At 75.9% G+C, this 17514-nt stretch carries 14 protein-coding genes; 9 read left to right on the top strand and 5 right to left on the bottom strand.

Annotated elements, in window-relative coordinates; translation table 11 throughout:
- Positions 1–138 precede the first annotated feature (138 nt).
- From ABZ234_RS23945 to ABZ234_RS23930, 4 genes are read left to right on the top strand one after another with little or no spacing between them, the layout of a single operon-like run.
- A complete protein-coding gene (locus tag ABZ234_RS23945) occupies positions 139–1233 on the top strand; it encodes a polyprenyl synthetase family protein (protein WP_355013535.1) in 1095 nt (364 codons plus the stop codon).
- The gene (crtI, locus tag ABZ234_RS23940; RefSeq protein ID WP_355013518.1) at positions 1230–2741 is read left to right on the top strand and encodes a phytoene desaturase family protein; all 1512 of its coding nucleotides are present in this window, start codon (positions 1230–1232) and stop codon (positions 2739–2741) included. Before ABZ234_RS23945 ends, crtI begins: the two co-directional genes overlap by 4 nt.
- Positions 2738–3694, top strand: coding sequence for a phytoene/squalene synthase family protein (locus ABZ234_RS23935; protein ID WP_355013517.1), 957 nt, complete (start codon positions 2738–2740; stop codon positions 3692–3694). Before crtI ends, ABZ234_RS23935 begins: the two co-directional genes overlap by 4 nt.
- 31 nt (positions 3695–3725) lie before the next feature.
- Positions 3726–4736 carry a DUF5914 domain-containing protein gene (locus tag ABZ234_RS23930; protein WP_355013516.1) on the top strand — a complete coding sequence of 337 codons (1011 nt, stop codon included), beginning with the start codon at positions 3726–3728 and terminating at the stop codon, positions 4734–4736.
- A gap of 198 nt (positions 4737–4934) precedes the next feature.
- Here ABZ234_RS23930 and ABZ234_RS23925 read toward each other — a convergent pair whose 3' ends face one another.
- Both ABZ234_RS23925 and ABZ234_RS23920 read right to left on the bottom strand, forming a co-directional pair.
- On the bottom strand, positions 4935–6497 hold the full coding sequence (locus ABZ234_RS23925) for an FAD-dependent oxidoreductase (protein WP_355013515.1): 1563 nt from the start codon (positions 6495–6497) through the stop codon (positions 4935–4937).
- Positions 6487–7248 (bottom strand): class I SAM-dependent methyltransferase, encoded by a 762-nt coding sequence (locus ABZ234_RS23920; protein ID WP_355013534.1) that lies wholly within the window; start codon positions 7246–7248, stop codon positions 6487–6489. Before ABZ234_RS23920 ends, ABZ234_RS23925 begins: the two co-directional genes overlap by 11 nt.
- A gap of 66 nt (positions 7249–7314) precedes the next feature.
- Between ABZ234_RS23920 and ABZ234_RS23915 the strand changes: the two genes are divergently transcribed.
- Positions 7315–8508: a lycopene cyclase family protein gene (locus ABZ234_RS23915; protein WP_355013514.1), complete on the top strand. Its 1194-nt coding sequence runs from the start codon at positions 7315–7317 to the stop codon at positions 8506–8508.
- Between the two features lie 10 nt (positions 8509–8518).
- Here the strand turns inward: ABZ234_RS23915 and ABZ234_RS23910 are convergent, their stop codons facing one another.
- Positions 8519–9556 (bottom strand): MerR family transcriptional regulator, encoded by a 1038-nt coding sequence (locus ABZ234_RS23910; protein ID WP_355013513.1) that lies wholly within the window; start codon positions 9554–9556, stop codon positions 8519–8521.
- Between the two features lie 91 nt (positions 9557–9647).
- On the opposite strand from ABZ234_RS23910, the gene ABZ234_RS23905 reads away from it, so the two are divergent.
- The 3 genes from ABZ234_RS23905 (at position 9648) to ABZ234_RS23895 (ending at position 13966) form a co-directional block, all read left to right on the top strand.
- A complete protein-coding gene (locus ABZ234_RS23905; protein ID WP_344183971.1) occupies positions 9648–10154 on the top strand; it encodes a DUF4383 domain-containing protein in 507 nt (168 codons plus the stop codon).
- The gene (locus tag ABZ234_RS23900) at positions 10151–11638 is read left to right on the top strand and encodes an SDR family oxidoreductase (RefSeq protein WP_355013512.1); all 1488 of its coding nucleotides are present in this window, start codon (positions 10151–10153) and stop codon (positions 11636–11638) included. The genes ABZ234_RS23905 and ABZ234_RS23900 overlap by 4 nt, the downstream gene beginning before the upstream one ends.
- 144 nt (positions 11639–11782) lie before the next feature.
- Complete coding sequence (locus ABZ234_RS23895) at positions 11783–13966, top strand: MMPL family transporter (protein ID WP_355013511.1); 2184 nt, start codon at positions 11783–11785, stop codon at positions 13964–13966.
- A gap of 218 nt (positions 13967–14184) precedes the next feature.
- Here ABZ234_RS23895 and ABZ234_RS23890 read toward each other — a convergent pair whose 3' ends face one another.
- Positions 14185–14976 (bottom strand): aminotransferase class IV family protein, encoded by a 792-nt coding sequence (locus ABZ234_RS23890; RefSeq protein ID WP_355013510.1) that lies wholly within the window; start codon positions 14974–14976, stop codon positions 14185–14187.
- 156 nt (positions 14977–15132) lie between these two features.
- A complete protein-coding gene (locus ABZ234_RS23885) occupies positions 15133–15840 on the bottom strand; it encodes a GntR family transcriptional regulator (protein WP_267948471.1) in 708 nt (235 codons plus the stop codon).
- A 297-nt stretch (positions 15841–16137) separates the two neighbouring features.
- On the opposite strand from ABZ234_RS23885, the gene ABZ234_RS23880 reads away from it, so the two are divergent.
- Positions 16138–17388 (top strand): NRAMP family divalent metal transporter, encoded by a 1251-nt coding sequence (locus ABZ234_RS23880; RefSeq protein WP_355013509.1) that lies wholly within the window; start codon positions 16138–16140, stop codon positions 17386–17388.
- Positions 17389–17514: the final 126 nt, after the last annotated feature.

Genomic DNA, 17514 nt, shown 5'->3' with positions numbered 1-17514 from the left:
CGGCGGCCGTGTTCCCGGGGGCGGACATGGTTGGGACGCCGCATCCCGGGAAGTGTTTCGTTTAACAAGATTCACAGAATACGAGTCATTTCGGGAAGTCCGGAGGCACGACCCCGGGAGGAAGCCGTCAATCCGCTCCTGAACACCCACAGAGAAGGCCACGACGCCGCGGTCGGGGGACACCGCGCGGCGCTGGAGGACGCCCTGCGCCGCTACCTCCACCGGCGGCTCCGCGAGTCGGAGGGCATCGACGCGGCGTTCGGCCGCGACCTGGCGGGCGAGACCGTCCGCTTCACCCTCGCAGGGGGCAAGCGGATGCGGTCCCTGCTGGCCTGGTGGGGGTGGACGGCCGGCGGCGGGGACCCCGGCGGGGAGCGGGCCCGCTCCGCCCTCCAGGCCTGCGGGGCCCTGGAGCTCATCCAGACCTGCGCCCTCGTCCACGACGACGTGATGGACGGGTCGCCGACCCGCCGGGGCCGGCCCTCGGTCCACGCCCGCCACATGGCGGAGCACGAGGAGAACGGGTACGGCGGAGAGCCCCGGCGGTACGGCGAGGCGCTCGCCGTCCTGGTGGGGGACCTGGCGCTGGTCTGGGCCGACGACATGTTCGAGGAGGCGCTGGACGGCCTGTCCCGGCCGCGCGGGGCGCGGGCGGTCTGGCGGGGCCTGCGCACCGAGATCATGGCGGGCCAGTTCCTCGACGTCCGCGCCCAGGCCGGACGCGACCGCTCCGAGGGGACCGCGCTGCGCATGAACCTGCTCAAGACGGCGTCCTACAGCGTCGAGCGCCCCCTCCACCTCGGCGCGGCCATGGCCGGGGCGGACGGGGCCACGGTGGACGCCCTGCGCGGCTACGGACGGGACGTCGGAACCGCCTTCCAGCTCAGGGACGACCTCCTGGGCGTCTACGGCGACACCGCCCGGACGGGCAAACCCGTGGGCGAGGACATCAGCGAGGGCAAGTGCACGCTCCTCCTCGCGGCCGGCGTGCGGCTGGCCGGGGAGCGGGGGGACGCAGCCGCGAGCGACCTGCTCTCCCGTGTCGGAGCCGGCGCCGACCCCGCCGAGGTCGCCGACGCCCTGGAGCGGCTCGGCGCCCGCGACCTGGTGCGGGGCCGGTGCCGGGAGCTGGCGGCACGGGGGGCCGGCAGGCTGGACGGGCTCGACCTGGACCCCGCCGTCCTGGAGGGCCTGCGCGGACTCGCCGCCCGGACCGGGACGGACCCGGTATGAGCGGCCGTACCCGGGCGGCGGGACGCGGACCGGCCCCGGGGACCGGACGCGTGGTCGTCGTCGGCGCGGGGCTCTCCGGCCTGGCCTGCGCCCTGCACCTGCGGGGGGCGGGGCGCGAGGTCGTCGTCGTGGAGCGCGAACCGCACCCGGGCGGGCGCGCCGGACGGCTCGACCTGGACGGCTTCCGCCTCGACACCGGCCCCACCGTGCTCACCATGCCCGAACTCCTCGACGAGGCGCTCGCCGCCGTCGGCGAGAGCACCGCGGACAGGCTCGACCTCGTGCCGCTCAGCCCCGCCTACCGGGCGGCCTTCGCCGACGGCTCCGTGATCGACGTGCACACCGACCGCGAGGCCATGGCCGCCGAGGTGGCGCGCGTGGCCGGGGAGCGCGAGGCCGAGGGCTACCTCCGGCTGCGGGACTGGCTCACGAGGCTGTACCGGGTGGAGATGCGCTCGTTCATCGACGCGCGGTGCGACTCGCCGCTCGACCTGGTCCGGCCCGACCTGGTCCGGCTCGCGGCGCTGGGCGGCTTCGGCCGGCTGGCCCCGGCGGTCGGGCGCCGCGTCCGGGACGAGCGCCTGCGGCGGATCTTCTCCTTCCAGTCCCTGTACGCGGGGGTGGCGCCGGAGCGCGCCCTGGCGGCCTACGCCGTCATCGCCTACATGGACACCGTCGCCGGGGTGTACTTCCCCCGGGGAGGGATGCGCGCGCTCGGGGACGCCCTGGCCGGGGCGTTCACGAAGGCCGGGGGCGCCGTCCGCTACGGGGAGGCCGTCACCCGGCTGGAGCGGAGCGGCGACCGTGTCACCGCCGTGGTCACCGAGGGGGGCGATCGCCTGGCCTGCGACCACGTCGTGCTCACCGCCGACCTGCCGGCCGCCCACCGCCTTCTCGGCCACGAGCCCCGCCGCCCGGTCCGGATCCGCCACTCGCCCTCCGCCGTCGTGCTCCACCTGGGCACCGACCGCACCTGGGACGCCCTGGGGCACCACACCATCTCCTTCGGCGCGGCCTGGGAGAGCACCTTCTCGGAGATCATCCGGGAGGGGCGCACCATGAGCGACCCCTCCCTGCTCGTCACCCAGCCCACCCGCACCGACCCCGCGCTGGCGCCGGAGGGGCGGCACCTGCTCTACGTGCTCGCCCCGGCCCCGAACCTCGCCGCGGGGGACGTCGACTGGGACCGGGAGGGGCCGCGCTACCGGGACAGCCTGGTGCGGACGCTGGAGGAGCGGGGCCTCGACGGCCTGGACGCCTCGGTCCGGACCGAGCACCTCGTCACCCCGGCGGACTGGGCGCGCCAGGGGCTGGCCCACGGCACCCCGTTCTCCCTCTCGCACACCTTCGCGCAGACGGGGCCCTTCCGCCCGGGCAACACCGTCCCCGGCACCTCCAACGCGGTGCTGGCGGGCTGCGGGACCAGACCGGGCGTGGGCCTGCCGACCGTGCTGATCTCCGGGAAGCTCGCCGCCGCGCGGGTGCTGGCGGGGGGAGGGCGGCGATGAGGGGGGCCGCGACCGCCGAACTCGACGCCGCCGGCATCGGCCCGGACCGGCTGCGCGGGGACTACCTGCTCTGCCGCGACCTGCACGCGCGCCACGGGCGCACCTATTTCACGGCGACGAGGGTCCTGCCGCCGGAGCGCCGGCCCGCGGTGCACGCGCTGTACGGGTTCGCGCGCTGGGTGGACGACATCGTGGACGAACCGCCCCCGGGCGCCACCGCCGCGGACCTGCGGGGCCGGCTCGACGCCGTCGGCGCGGACCTGGGGCGCGCGCTGTCGGGCCGGGAGCCCCGGGAGCCCGTGCTGCGCGCCCTGGCGCACACCGTCGAGGGCTACGGACTGCCCGCCGGCTACTTCACCGCGTTCATGGACTCCATGCGCATGGACCTGGACGTCACCGGCTACCGCGACCTGGAGCACCTGCGCGAGTACATGTACGGCTCGGCCGCGGTCATCGGGCTCCAGGTCCTGCCGGTCCTGGGGACGGTGGCGCCCCGGGCGGAGGCCGCCCCGCACGCGGCGGCGCTGGGCGAGGCCTTCCAGCTCACCAACTTCCTCCGCGACGTGGCGGACGACCTGGGGCGGGGCAGGGTCTACCTGCCCGCGGACGTCCTGGGGGCGCACGGCGTGGACCGGGAACTCCTGGAGCACTGCGCGCGGGTACGGGCGCCCGACCGGCGCGCCCGTGCCGCCGTGGCCGACCTCGTCGAGGTCAACCGGGGGGTCTACCGGGAGGCCGAACCCGGCATCGCGATGCTCTCACCGGTGTCCCGCCCGTGTGTCGCCACCGCCTTCCGGCTCTACCGGGCGATCCTGGACGAGATCAGCGCGGCCGACTTCGACGTGTGGAGCACCCGCCACCGGGTCTCCGACGCCCGCAAGGTCGCCGCGGCCGTACCCGCCCTCGCACGCTCCCTGCTCGCCCGCTCCGTGCCGCGCCCCCGGTCCGGCTGAGCGCGGCGGACACCACCAGGAGGAGGACCCCGTGACGCTTCCCGACCCCGAACCGCGGCGCATCCCGCTGCGCCGGATGCCCGCCGTCGCCTGGAGCGGGCAGAGGCCCACCTGGCGGGAGGGGTCGCCCGCCGTCATCGGGGCGGCTCTCAAGCGTGCCCTGGCCAGGCCGTCCGGCAACTGGTTCGTGCTGGCCGCCAGCAGCGAGGTGCGGGCCGACCGGCCCTTCGGCCGCGTCGTCGCCGGCGCCGAACTCGTGGCCTGGCGCACCCCGGACGGCGCCGCCCACGCCGGGCCGGGGGCGTGCCCGCACCTGGGGGCCCCGCTCTGCCGGGGCGCCGTGACCGGGGGGAGCCTGGTGTGCCGCTGGCACGGTCTCTCCCTGGGGGCCGAGGGCTTTCCGGGGTGGAGCCCCTACCCGGTGCACGACGACGGGGTCCTCGTGTGGGTGCGCCTGGACCGGGAGGGCGGGGAGGAGCCCCTCGACGCGCCGGTCGTCCCCGAGCGCCCGGCGGCGGCCGCCTCGATCGCGGCGGTGGAGAGCCTGGCGGGGCGGTGCGAGCCGGAGGACGTGGTGGCCAACCGGCTGGACCCCTGGCACGGCTCGTGGTTCCACCCGTACTCGTTCGTGGGACTGACGGTGACCGAGGTGCCGGAGGGACCCGACCCGGATCCGGACCGCATGGTGGTCGACGTGGGGTTCCGCGTGGCGGGCCGCCTCGGGGTGCCGGTGCGCGCCGAGTTCACGTGCCCCGAGCCGCGCACCGTGGTCATGCGCGTCATCGAGGGGGAGGGGCTGGGGAGCGTGGTGGAGACCCACGCCACCCCGCTCGGCGTCGACGACCGCGGCGTGCCGCGCACGGCGGTCGTCGAGGCCACCGTGGCAACGTCCGACCGGGTGGGGTTCGCGCTGGCCCGCAGGGTGGCGGGGGCGGTCGTGCGCCCCGCCATGCGCATGGCCGCGCGCCGCCTGTGGCGCGACGACCTCGCCTACGCGGAGCGCCGGTACCTCCTGCGCTCCTCCGGCCGCTGGCCCGGCTGAACCCCCCGGCCCCGCTCCCCCGCGCGGCGGGGCGTCCGGACCGCTGCGGGCCGACCGGTGCCGAGGCCGTCCGGTCCCCCGAGAGGCGGGGTGTCCGGCGTGCGGGCGCCGCCTCCGGGCCCGGAGGCGGCGAGGCCCCCGCCCGGGCGTCCGCCCCCGACCTGCGGTTCCCGGCCCCGGAGCCCCGGTCGGCCCGGGTCAGCGCGGGGCGTGCCGGGCCCACCGCGCGAGCGAGCGCAGCGGAGCCGAACGGCCCCGCCGGGGCACCGTCCACACGGTGTGCCCCTCCCGCCCCCAGCGGGCCAGCAGGGCGTTGGCCGCCAGCATGCCGCTGGTCGCCGCGCGCTCCATCAGGGCCACGGGCAGGTCCGTGCGCACGTGGTCCCCCGCCAGGACCAGGAACGGATCGGGGGTGGCCACACCGCAGCGGTCGCGGTGGCTCCCCGGGGCGAACAGCGGGCAGTCCGCGCGCAGTTCGTGCCGCGAGTCCACGACCCCGGCGGCCCCCAGCTCCGGGTAGACGGTTGTCGCCTGCTCCCACAGCCGCGCCCGCTCGCGCTCCGGGTCGGCGTTTTCGGGCAGGGCGTAGGCGTGCAGCTCCACCACGGAGCCGCCGGTGCGCCGCGCCCACCCGCGCGCCTCGTCCTCGTACCGGTCGAGCACGCTCACGTTGTCCAGCGCGGAGTACCCCGCGGTCCCCAGGAACGCGGGCCGGTGCGGTCGCACGGGGCGGTCGAGCCAGTAGCGCGACACCAGGAACGGGGGAGCGGACTCCAGGCGTGCCAGCCGGTCCCGCCACCCCGCGTCCCCCAGGTCCGGGGACCCCGCGACCAGGCGGCGGACCCCGGGAGGGTCGGCCGCCAGAACCACCCCGTCGAACTCCGCGTCCGGACCGCCGTCCGGCCCGCACCGCACCGCGAACCTGCGCCCCCGGCCGGGCCGCACCCCCTCGACGGGGGCGCCGGTCCGGAAGCGCACGCCCAGCTCCGCCAGGCGGTGCTCCAGCGGATCCCACAGGGCCTGCGGGAACGGCGACGCCGGCACGTCGAACACCAGGCCCTCGGACGAGCCGAGGAAGTACAGGTGGAACATCACCGCCAGCTCGGCGGCCGACAACCGGCCCGGGTCGGCGAAGAAGCTCCGGGTGAACACCTCGAACGCCAGGTGCCGCGCCCTCGGCGGGAAGCGGACCGCCGTCAGCAGGTCCCGTGCGCTCAGGTGGTCGAGGCGCTCGTACACGCCCGGCACGTCCACGTCCAGCAGCTGCAGGGCGGCGGGCACGTTGACCCGGGCCAGGTCGCGCGGCGGAAAGCTCGGGCTGGTCGCGGCGAGGACCGCGGCGTTCCACGGAGGGGAGGACGGCAGGCCCGAGAAGCGGTCGCGCGGCCCGTCCCGGTGCACCAGCGGGTAGTCGGCGAGCGGGACCAGCCCGTCCAGGCCCGGGTCTGCGCGCCGCAGCAGGCCGCGCAGGTTGTAGTACTGGCGGAAGAACGCGTGGAAGCCCCGGGTCATGGTGGCGGGGGTCCCGTCGCCGAGCGTGGTCCCCCACCCCCTCAGCCGCCCGCCCAGGGAGTCCTCCCGCTCGTACACCACCACGTCCGTGTCGCGCTCGGCCAGGGCGCACGCCGCGGCCAGCCCGGCGATGCCGCCCCCGACCACCGCAACGGCGGGCGCGGCTTCCGGCCGGGGGCCGGACGGCGGGGCGGGGGCCACGGACTCGGCCCGCGGGTCCCGGACGTCCGCGGGGCGGTCAGCGCCCATCGGCGGCCCCCTCCCCGAGGGGGCGCCTGCCCGCGAACGTGTGCGTGATCCCGTACTGCCACCCCGGCAGCGGCGCGCTGGCCACCGACTCCAGGCCCGCGCGGCGCATGCGCTCCAGGAGGGCGCCGCGGCCGTCGAACTCCAGCACGCTCCGCCACAGGTAGCGGAACAGGTCGGCGCGGCCGGTCAGGACCCGCCCCGCCGGGATGACGGCCCCCCAGCACACCGCGGTCCACACGGCCCGCGCGGACGCCGAGTCGGCCACGGAGTACTCGTGCAGGACGAGCCTGCCGCCCGGCCTCAGCAGGGAGCGCGCCGTGGCCAGCAGGGCGTCGGGGTCGGGGCAGTTGCGGACCAGGTACGCGCCGAAGACCGCGTCGGCGGGGCCGCCCAGGTGCTCCTCGGCCCACGCGGGCGTCAGCTCCTCGGCCCGCCCCCGGTGGAAGGACACCGAGTCCGGCCAGGGCTTGCCCCGGGCGGCGTCCAGCATCCCCCGGGAGGCGTCCACGCCCGCGATCCGGGCCGACGGGGCCTCGCGCAGCAGGGCCGCGGTCGACGCCCCGGTGCCGCACCCCAGGTCGAGGAGGCGCAGCCCGTGCCCCCGGTCGGGCAGCCCCAGCCTCCGCGCCGAGACGCGCAGGTGGGCGTGGTAGCCGGGGTTGGCGGCGACCAGCCGGTCGTAGGCCCCGGCGGCGTGGTCGAACTCGTCGGTGACCGGGCCGTCCTTCATCGCCCGCGTGGTGGTGTCCAGAGGGTCCCTCCCGGAGTGGCTGGGTGTCCGCGTGATCGCGGCGGCCCCGAGGGGCATGCTGGGGGCATGGCCGACTACGACGTGGCGATCATCGGCGGGGGAGCCGCTGGGCTCACCCTGACCCACCGGCTCCGCGGTATCAACGACCGGCGCGGCCGTCCGCTGCGTGTCGCGCTCGTGGAGCCGCCGCCGGGGCCGCGCACCCCGCCGCCGCGCACCTGGTGCTTCTGGGAACCGGACGGGGGGCCGTGGGACGGCCTGCTGGCCGCCCGCTGGGACCGGTTGTCCGTGGTCGGGGCGGACGGGGAGGTCCACTCCTCCCCGGCCGCGCCCTACGTCTACAAGATGCTCCGGTCGGCCGACGTGGACGCGCACGTGCGCGCCACGGCCGGCGAGCACGTGGACCAGCTCCCGCTCCTGGTGACCGGTGTCCGGGACGGGAGGGGGGAGGCCGTGGTCGAGGGGGACCGGCCGGACGGCGGGGCGGCGGCCCTCACGGCGGAGTGGGTGTTCGACTCCCGGCCGCCCCGGGACGCCCCGCGCGGGCGCACCCACCTGCTCCAGCACTTCCGGGGCTGGTTCGTGCGCGCCCCCGGGGACGCCTTCGACCCCGGGGCGGCCGTGCTGATGGACCTGCGCCCGGCCCAGCCGGCGAACGGGGTCGCCTTCGGCTACGTGCTGCCCCTGTCCTCGCGCGAGGCCCTGGTGGAGTACACGGAGTTCGGCCGGGAGGCGCTCACGACCGAGGAGTACGAGCGCGCGCTCGGCCGGTACTGCGACCTGCTCGGGCTGTCCGGCCTGGAGGTGACGGCGGCGGAGCAGGGGGTCATCCCGATGACCGACGCGCCGGTCCGGACCCGGGCCGGGAACCGCGTGTTCCGGGTGGGCACGGCCGGGGGCGCCACCCGGCCGTCGACCGGCTACACGTTCAGCGGGGTGCGGCGGCAGGCGGAGGCGGTGGCCCGCGCGCTCGCGGAGGGGCGGGTGCCCGTGCCGCCGGTGCCGCACCGGCGCCGCCACCTGGTGATGGACGCGGTCATGCTGAGGGCCCTGGACACCGGCCGGGTCCGGGGCGCGGAGTTCTTCTCCGGGCTGTTCGCGGCCAACCGCCTCGGGGACGTGCTGGCCTTCCTCGACGGCGGCTCGCGCCTGCACCGGGAGCTGGCCATGGGCCTGAGCACGCCCGTCGCGGCGATGTCCCTGACGACGGCCGAACACGTCTGGCACTCCCTGCGCGCGGGTCCGGCCCGCCGCCCCTGACCCGGCGGCGTCACGGTCCCCGCGGGCCGGGCGCGGGCGGGGGCCCGCCCGGGGCGAGCACCCGCACGGCGTCGGCCAGGGAGTCGAGGTGGCCGTCGGCCGGCGCCGGGCCCGCGTCCACGGAGCGCCACCCCGGCCCCGCCGTGTACACGGCCGTGGACTGCGTGGTCGCCGACGCCGCCCGCAGCGTGCTCCGGAGCGCGACGGCGTCGGCCGTCCCGCCCCCGCGGCACCACAGCACGACGGCCCGGGGCCCGGTGCGGCACACCGCCCGCACGGTCGCCTCCACCGGGGTGCACGGGCCGAGCATCCGGTGGGGCGTGCCCCGCTCCCGGAGCGCGGCGGCCAGCGCCTCCACCGGGAGGCAGTGCATCTCGTGCGGCCCGCAGGCGAGCACGGTCGGCCGGACGCGCGCCGCGGCCCCCGCCTCCCCGTCCCCGCGGTCCCGCCCCCGGGGAGGCGGGACGCGGCGCAGGGCGGAGGACACGCACCACGAGAGCAGGTGCTCGACCTCCACGTAGCGGAGGGTGTCCTCCCACTTGCGGCCCATCCCGTACAGCAGGGGCATGGCGAGCTCCTCCCAGACCGCCACCACGCCGTGCCGCTCCAGTGCCTCCTCCAGGAGGGCCTCGACCAGGTCGGCGTCGAGACGCATCGCGGCGCGGGCGATCCCCTGGAGGGTGGGACCGGCGCGGCCGAGCGGAAGGGTGTCCCCTCCCGGGCGCCAGGCCGGGCGGTCCCCCGGGCCGGCGGATCCCGCTCCTGCGTCCCCCTCCCGGCCGGCGCGCGGGTGCGCGGCGCTCCGCGGTGCGGGCACGGGAGGGGCCGGGGCGAGCGCCAGGCGTGCGGCCGAGGCCGGGGGGAGTCCCTCGCCGACCAGGCGGCACAGCTCCCGGAGCCGGGCGACGTCGGCGGGGGCGTAGCGCCGGTGGCCGCCCGGACTGCGCTCACGGGGGCCGATCCCGTACCTGCGGTCCCAGCTGCGCAGGGTGGAGGGGGCGACCCCGAGAAGGCGGGCGGTCGCCCCGGGAGTGAGTGCGTCGGACATGGCGCCCCAAGCGTTGCGAAAGCGACGCGACTTGTGGTGTGCGCCACTCACACATGACTCTAGCTGGGAGGACACCGAAAGGGGCAGCACCATGGATCTGGACACGACACGTCCCGCGGACCGCCGTCTCAGCGCGGTCTACAGGGTCGGGGCCGGGCTCACGGGCCTCGTGCTCGTCGGCTTCGGGATCGCGGGCCTGATGGTCAGGCTCCCGCTGTTCGACACCCGGGGCGAGGTGATCGCGGGCCTGTCGACCAACGGCGCGCTCAGCTTCCTCTCGATCGCGATCGGCTCTCTGCTGCTGGGCGCCGCCGTCCTGGGCGGCTCCTTCGCCTCGACCGTCTGCACGGTGGTGGGGGTCGGGTTCGTGGCCAGCGGACTGGTCAACCTGTACCTCATGAGCGCGGGGCCCAACATCCTGGCGTTCTCGATGCCCAACGTCATCTTCAGCCTCGTGGTCGGCCTCATGGTGATGACCTTCGGCATGTACGGCCGCGTCGGCGGCCACCTGCCCGGCGACAACCCGTACCGCAGGCTCCGCGAGGAACGGCGCGAGCGCCGCCGCCGCGACCGCGGGACGCTCGGGGCGACCGGATGACGCCCTCCCACCGGACCCTGGTCACGGGCGCGACCGGGTACATCGGCGGGCGGCTCGTGCCCGAACTGCTCGAGGCGGGGCACGCCGTCCGCTGCCTCGTGCGCACCCCGGGCAAGCTCCGCGACGTCGACTGGCGGAGCGGGGTCGAGGTCCTGCGGGGGGACGTCGTCTCCGGCGACGGCCTGGAGGGGGCGCTGGAGGGCATCGACACGGCCTACTACCTGGTCCACTCGATGGGGGGAGGGCGCGACTTCGGGAGCGCCGACGCGGAGGGCGCCCGCAACTTCGCCCGGGCGGCCGAGCGGGCCGGCGTGCGGCGGCTGGTCTACCTGGGCGGGCTCGTTCCCGAGGAGGGGGACCTGTCCGCGCACATGGCCTCGCGCACGGAGGTGGGCGACGTCTTCCTGGAGTCGCCGGTGCCCGCCGCGGTGCTCCGCGCGGCGGTGATCATCGGCTCGGGTTCGGCCTCCTTCGAGATGCTGCGCCACCTCACCGAGCGCCTTCCGGTCATGACGACGCCCCGGTGGGTGCGCAGCCGGGTGCAGCCGATCGCCGTGAGGGACGTGCTGAGGCTGCTCGTGGAGTCGGCGGAGCTGCCGGAGGGCGTCGACCGCACCTTCGACATCGGGGGCCCGGAGGTCCTGACCTACGCGGGGATGATCCAGCGCTTCGCGGGGGTCGCCGGCATCGCCGCACGGGTGATCATCCCCGTGCCCGTGCTCTCCCCGGGCCTGTCCAGCCTGTGGGTCGGCCTGATCACGCCCGTGCCGCCCGTGATCGCCCGTCCGCTGGTGGACTCCCTGCGCCACGACGCCGTCGCGGGGGAGGACGACCTGTCGGAGTACCTGGACGACCACCGCCGGATCGGCTTCGACGAGGCCGTGCGGCTCGCGCTGAGGAGGGTGGACGAGTCCCGGGTGGACACGCGGTGGTCGTCGGCGGCCTGGCCGAGCGCCCCGTCCGACCCGCTGCCGACGGACCCGGACTGGGCCGGGGGCAGCCTCTACACCGACGTCCGGGCACGGTACGTCGACGCCGGGACCGGGGACGTGTGGCGGGTGATCGAGGGGATCGGCGGCGAGAACGGCTGGTACTCGTGGCCCCTGGCCTGGGCGGCGCGGGGGTGGATCGACCTGGCCGTGGGCGGGGTGGGCCCCCGGCGGGGGAGGCGCGACCCCTCCCGGCTGCGGGTGGGCGACCCGCTGGACTTCTGGAGGGTCGAGGAGGTCGTGCCGGGGTCCCTGCTGCGCCTGAGGGCGGAGATGCGGCTCCCCGGCCCCGCCTGGCTGGAGATGGGGGTCGGGCGGGTGGAGGGGCGCACGGTCTACCACCAGAGGGCGCTCTTCCACCCCCGGGGACTCCTCGGCCACCTGTACTGGAAGGCCGTGACACCGTTCCACGGGATCGTGTTCGGGTCGATGGCCGCCAACATCGCCGCCCGTGCGGAGGCGGTGGCCCGGACGGAGAAGGCCGGGACCGGCTGACCCGCTGCTCGGTCGGCCGGTCCGGCGGTGCTGGGCGGGAGGCGCCTCGCGGCGGGTGCCGTGTCTCTTGTGCGCAAAATTGACTCGAAAACCAAGATACTCTAATTTCGAGTCGAACATCGGAGCAACGGAAGGACCCGTCCCGTGCGCAAGGACAAAGGCCGGCCACGCCGCCGCCCCCGCTGGTGGGCGGGGGCGGCGCTGCTGATCACCCTCGTGTGGCTGTTCGGCGCAGGCCCCCTCGGCATGTTCCTGGGCAGGCTCGGCGAGGTGCAGACCAACGACCCCGGGGCGTTCCTGCCGGTGGGCGCCGAGTCCACCGAGGTCTCCGAGATCGCCGAGGGGTTCGACCGCGAGGAGGCCGTCCCGGCGGTGGTCGTCTACTCGGGGGGCGGTGACATCGCCGAGGACGACCTGGCCGCCGTCGCCGGGGTCGGTGAGCGGGTGGCCGGCGAACCCTGGGCCGCCGGCCCGGTGATCGGACCCTTCCCCGGAACGGAGGACCCCTCCGTCGCCCAGTTCACCGTGGCGATCGACCCGGGGCACGACACCGGCGACGCCGTCGCCGAGCTCCGCGCGCTCCTCGCCGACGACCCGGTCCCCGGGCTCCAGGCACAGGTCACCGGCCCGGCCGGGTACGCGGCCGACCTCACCGCGGCCTTCGGCGGCATCGACTCGACCCTGCTCGTCGTGGCGGTCTCCGCCGTCCTGGTCATCCTCGTGGCCGTCTACCGGTCGCCCCTGCTGCCGGTCCTGGTCGTCCTCGCCTCCCTGCTGGCCCTCGGCCTGTCCGGGGCGCTCGTCTACCTGGCCGCGGACACCGGGCTGGTCAGCCTCAACGGGCAGAGCCAGGGCATCCTGTTCATCCTGGTCGTCGGTGCGTGCACCGACTACGCGCTCCTCCTCGTGGCCCGCTACCGGGAGGAGCTCACCACGCGCGAACGCGTCCCCGAGGCCGTCCTGGCCGCGGTGCGCGGAGTGACCGGGCCGGTCCTGGCCTCCGGGGGGACCGTCATCCTCGGCCTGCTCTGCCTGCTCGCGGCCGACCTGGCGTCCACCCGCAGCCTGGGCCCGGTCGTGGCCATCGGCGTCGCCGCGGCCCTGTTCTCCGCCATGACCTTCCTGCCCGCCGTGCTCGCCCTCTGCGGAAGGGCGGTCTTCTGGCCGTCCGCCCCGCGCCGGCCCGGTGACGGCGCGGCGGCCGGGGACGGGCCGGGGGAGGAGGGCCTCGACGCGGTCATCGCGAGGCACCGCTTCTGGGGCCGGATCGCCGGAACGGTCTCGCGCCGTCCCCGCGCCTACTGGATCGGCACCACCGTCCTGCTGGCGGCGGCGGCCGTGTTCGCCCCCCAGTTCGACGCCGGGGGGACCGGCCAGTCCGAGGTGTTCCGCACGCAGGTCGAGGCGGTCGAGGCCCAGGAGGAGCTCACCCGGGGCTTCGGTCCCACCAGTGGGGCGGCCCCCGCCCTCGTGGTCGCCGACGCCGACCGGCTCGACGAGGTCGTCGCCGCCGCGGAGGACCTCCCCGAGGTGGAGGAGGCGGTCGCGGTGACCGAGCCCGGACCGCCCGGGGCCGACGCCCCGCCGCTGGTGGAGGACGGGCGCGTCCTGGTCGAGGTGACCCTCTCCGTTCCCCCGGAGTCGTCCGAGGCGGTCTCCGCCGTCGGCGGCCTCCGTGACGCCCTGCGGGGGGTCGAGGGCGCCGACACCCTGGTCGGCGGTGTGACCGCCACCGACCTGGACACCCTGGAGACCGCCCAGCGCGACTTCTCCGTGGTCGTCCCCCTCGTCCTGGTCGTGGTCTTCCTCGTCCTGATCCCGCTGCTGCGCTCCCTGGTGGCTCCGCTGCTGCTGATGGCGGCCAACGTGCTGTCCTTCGCCGCCGCGCTCGGCGTGGGCACGCTGGTCTTCGAACACCTGCTCGGCCTGCCCGGAGCGGACCCGGTGGTCCCGCTGTTCGCGTTCGTGTTCCTCGTCGCGCTGGGCATCGACTACAGCATCTTCCTGATGTCCCGGGCCAGGGAGGAGACCCTGGTCCACGGGCACCGGGAGGGCGTGCTGAGGGCGCTCACCGTCACGGGGGGCGTGATCACGTCGGCCGGGGTGGTCCTGGCCGTGACCTTCGCGGCGCTGGCGGTGATCCCGCTGCTGTTCCTGCTCCAGCTCGCGTTCCTGGTGGCGTTCGGCGTGCTCGTGGACGCCCTGATCGTCCGCACCCTGCTGGTGCCCGCGCTGTCCCTGGACGTGGGACCGCGTGTGTGGTGGCCGGGGCGGGCCGGCAGGCCGGCCGTGGCCGCCGGGACCGCCCCGGCGGACCGGCGGGGATAGGGTCCCCGGGCCCCGGTGCTCCCCGGGCCCCGGGGCCCGGTGGGGGCGGTCGGCCGCCGGAGGTCCCCACCGGCTCGTGGCCGGCCGGGACCGGTGCCGGCCGGGCGTGGGGGACCCCGGCCCGGACGGTCCTGTACCCCTGGCCGGTGTCGGAGCCCGGCCTCGCCTGCGGCGCAGGACCGCGGGGGAGGGGCCGCGCGCCCCTCGGTCCCCGACGGCTAGAGGGCGTCGCCGGGGATGGCGCGGTAGGCGTCGGCCAGTCTGCGGATCAGGGCCGACTGCGGCAGGTGGACCCCGTCGATGGAGGTGACCGGCCGCACGCCCGTGGCGGCGTTGGTGACGAAGGCCCCCGACACGCGGGTGCTCGCGGCCCCGGCGACGGGCCGGGTGGACACGGGGATCCGCAGGGAGTCGGCGGCGCGGTCCACCAGGCGGGCCGTCACCCCGGGCAGGCAGGGGGCCTGGGGCCACACCACGCCGCCGCCGTCCAGGAACGCGATGTTCCAGGTGGGGCCCTCCGACACGCGCCCGTCGACCCCGGTGAAGAGGGCGTCGTCGAACCCGTCCAGCTGGGCCGAGCGCCGCTGGCGGATCGCCCCGAACATCCCGGTGCCCTTGACCCGGGGGGTGTCCCGGGCGAACAGCCGGGTGCCCAGGCGGAGCGGCGCCGGGGGCCCGTCCGGGGCCGGGGCCGGCCGGGTGGTGACCAGGATCTGCGGAGGCCGCCGCGAGGCCGGGCGGGCGAGGTCCATGCCGGGGTCGAACACCGTCACCCGTACCACGGAGGGCGACGGGTGCGCGCGTGCCGACCTCCGGGCCAGTTCGCGGACCCGGAGGACGTCCAGCTCGGTGCCGAACAGGGTCCGGCAGTCCCGGGCCAGCCGCTCCATGTGCAGGTCGAGGCCGCGCACCCGCAGGTCGGTGACGAGCATGGTCGTGAAGTGGCCGTACCCGTACAGGGCGAGGCCCGCGATTTCCCCGGTGCCGACGGGGCGTCCGTTCAGTTCCATCGGGTCCTCATTCTGGCACTTCGGGACCTCCGTCACGCGGTTTTCCCGAGACCTGTGGACAATTCATCCCAATTCGGCGGCGGTCCGAGGCTGTCCGGGGGGACCCGGATCCCCCGCCCCCGGAGGTGCCGGGGGCGGGCGGTGCCGGGGCGTGGTTCAGGCGTCCCGCTCCCGGGCGGTGAAGGCCGTGACGAGCTGGTGCTCGGAGGTGTCGAGGTAGGCGGCCAGCTCGTCGGCGGCCCCCGTCACGTCCCCCGCGGCCAGCAGGGTGTGGATGCGCCGGTTCCAGTCCAGGTAGGGGGCGTGGAACTCGCGGGGGGCGTCCATGACGTGGAAGACGAGGCGGGTCTCGGCGAGCACCTGGCTCATGAACTCGTTGACCCGGGCGCTCCCGGCGAGCCCGGCCAGGGCCTGGTGGAAGCGCATGTTGGCGGTGCCCATCTCCTTCCACCGCTCCCGGTCGCGGGCGGCCTCGCCCTCGTCCACGGCGGAGCCGACCGCGCGCACGGCCTCCTCCCCGGGGCGTACCGCGCCCCGTAGCGCGGGGAGTTCGAGGACGCGGCGCGTCCTGAACAGGTCGCGGACGTCTTCGCTGGTGGGGTGGGCGACGAACACTCCCCGGTGCATCTGGTGCACGAGCAGGCGCTCGCGGACCAGCAGCCGGAAGGCCTCGCGGAGGGTGTTGCGGGAGACGCCCAGCTCCTCGCACAGCCTCTCCTCGGAGAGGCGCTGCCGCGGGGGGTAGGCGCCGTCGATGAGGGACTCGCGGAGCAGTTCGGCGACACGCTCGGCCTGGGTGGGCAGCGGTGGCAGGGGGCGCCTGCGGCCGGGGGTCCGGTCGGTGTGGGCGTCCGTGGCCGTCACATGTGCTCCTCGGGGTGCGTTCGGTTACTCCATTGTGACCGACCCGCCGGTCCTCTGGGGAGGCGGGTCTTCCAAGGCATCCGTTCGTCGGATGAATGGGCCTATTACTGGCGGGCTTGTGGAACACCCCTGGGGCGCAGAGGGCTGAGTGTGGTCCCCTGTAACAGCAGTGACCTGGGATTTTTGCTTACGCCACCTTTACTCGTCTCGTAGGATTGAAGTATTGTTCAACAATCCAACGACGGCGTGGTCGATCATCGCGCCACGGCACGCTTCTCGCACTCCCTGGAGAGTCCCATGGGCGACACGCCCCCCGCGCCCCCCAAGGTGCGCCCCCGGCTCGGGCGGATCACGGTGAGCAGCACCCTGCTCGGCGCGATGTTCCTCATGGCCACCAGCGCCATCGGCCCCGGCTTCATCACCCAGACCACGACCTTCACCGCGCAGCTCGGCGCGACCTTCGCGTTCGCGATCCTCCTGTCGATCCTCGTCGACATCGCCGTCCAGCTGAACATCTGGAGGGTCATCGGCGTCGCCGACATGCGCGCCCAGGACCTGGCCAACAAGGTGCTGCCCGGCGCCGGCTACCTCCTGGCCGCCCTGATCGTCTTCGGCGGCCTGATCTTCAACGTCGGCAACCTCGCGGGCACGGGCCTCGGCCTGGACGCCATGCTCGGGTTCGACCCGAGGATCGGCGCCGTCCTCTCCGCGCTCCTGGCCGTCGTCATCCTCGGCGTGAAGAAGCTGGGCGTCGCCCTCGACCGCATCCTGATCGTCCTCGGCGTCGGGATGATCGCCCTGACCCTGTACGTCGCGATCGTCTCCCGGCCCCCGGTCGGCGAGGCCCTGCGCCAGTCCGTCATGCCGGACCAGCTCGGCACGGACGTCTTCCTCGCCGCCGTCACCATCATCGGCGGCACCGTCGGCGGCTACATCACCTACGCGGGCGTCCACCGCCTCGTCGAGGCGGGCCAGGGCGGCCAGGAGAACGCCGGCGCCATCACCAAGACCTCCGTCACCGGCATCATCGTCACCGGCGTCATGCGGGTCCTGCTCTTCCTCGCCATCCTCGGCGTCGTCAGCGGCGGCGCCGCCATCATGGACGCCCCCAACCCCTCGGCCGAGGCCTTCTACCAGGCCGCGGGCGAGGTCGGCATGCGCCTGTTCGGCATGATCATGTGGGCCGCCGCGGTCAGCTCCGTCATCGGCGCCTCCTACACCTCGATCTCCTTCGTGACGACCTTCCACCCCTGGCTGGAGAAGCGCCGCGGTGTCCTGGTCACGGTGTTCATCGGCATCTCGCTGGCGATCTTCCTGCTGTCGGGCCAGGCCCCGAACACGCTGCTGATCCTCGCCGGCGCGCTCAACGGCGTCATCCTCCCGGTCGGCCTCGGCATCATGCTGTGGGTCGCGGCCCGCCGCTCCCACGACCTCCTGGGCGGTTACCGCTACCCGCGCTGGCTGATCGCGATCGGCGCGGTCGCCTGGCTGCTCACCGTGTACATGGCCGTCAACTCCCTGGGCGGCATCGCCGCCCTCTGGCAGTAGAGACCCGGGGGGCGCGGCGCGGCGAGGGCCCCCCCCCCCCCCCCGCCCCCCCCCCGGCGCCCGCCGGTGCGGGGACCCCGGCCCCGGCCGGGGAGGAGCCCCGGGAGGGGCCCCCACAGGACAGCA

It is taken from the genome of Nocardiopsis sp. NPDC006198 (assembly GCF_040613895.1).
GTDB lineage: Bacteria > Actinomycetota > Actinomycetes > Streptosporangiales > Streptosporangiaceae > Nocardiopsis > Nocardiopsis tropica.
This window is presented reverse-complemented; position numbering and strand designations above follow the sequence as displayed.

Bases quoted from the DNA above. Each gene is read 5' to 3' on its own strand.
- crtI (WP_355013518.1), top strand. From the start codon at position 1,230: ATGAGCGGCCGTACCCGGGCGGCGGGACGCGGACCGGCCCCGGGGACC.
- ABZ234_RS23935 (WP_355013517.1), top strand. From the start codon at position 2,738: ATGAGGGGGGCCGCGACCGCCGAACTCGACGCCGCCGGCATCGGCCCG.
- ABZ234_RS23925 (WP_355013515.1), bottom strand. From the start codon at position 6,497: ATGGGCGCTGACCGCCCCGCGGACGTCCGGGACCCGCGGGCCGAGTCC.
- ABZ234_RS23915 (WP_355013514.1), top strand. From the start codon at position 7,315: ATGGCCGACTACGACGTGGCGATCATCGGCGGGGGAGCCGCTGGGCTC.
- ABZ234_RS23910 (WP_355013513.1), bottom strand. From the start codon at position 9,556: ATGTCCGACGCACTCACTCCCGGGGCGACCGCCCGCCTTCTCGGGGTC.
- ABZ234_RS23905 (WP_344183971.1), top strand. From the start codon at position 9,648: ATGGATCTGGACACGACACGTCCCGCGGACCGCCGTCTCAGCGCGGTC.
- ABZ234_RS23900 (WP_355013512.1), top strand. From the start codon at position 10,151: ATGACGCCCTCCCACCGGACCCTGGTCACGGGCGCGACCGGGTACATC.
- ABZ234_RS23890 (WP_355013510.1), bottom strand. From the start codon at position 14,976: ATGGAACTGAACGGACGCCCCGTCGGCACCGGGGAAATCGCGGGCCTC.
- ABZ234_RS23880 (WP_355013509.1), top strand. From the start codon at position 16,138: ATGGGCGACACGCCCCCCGCGCCCCCCAAGGTGCGCCCCCGGCTCGGG.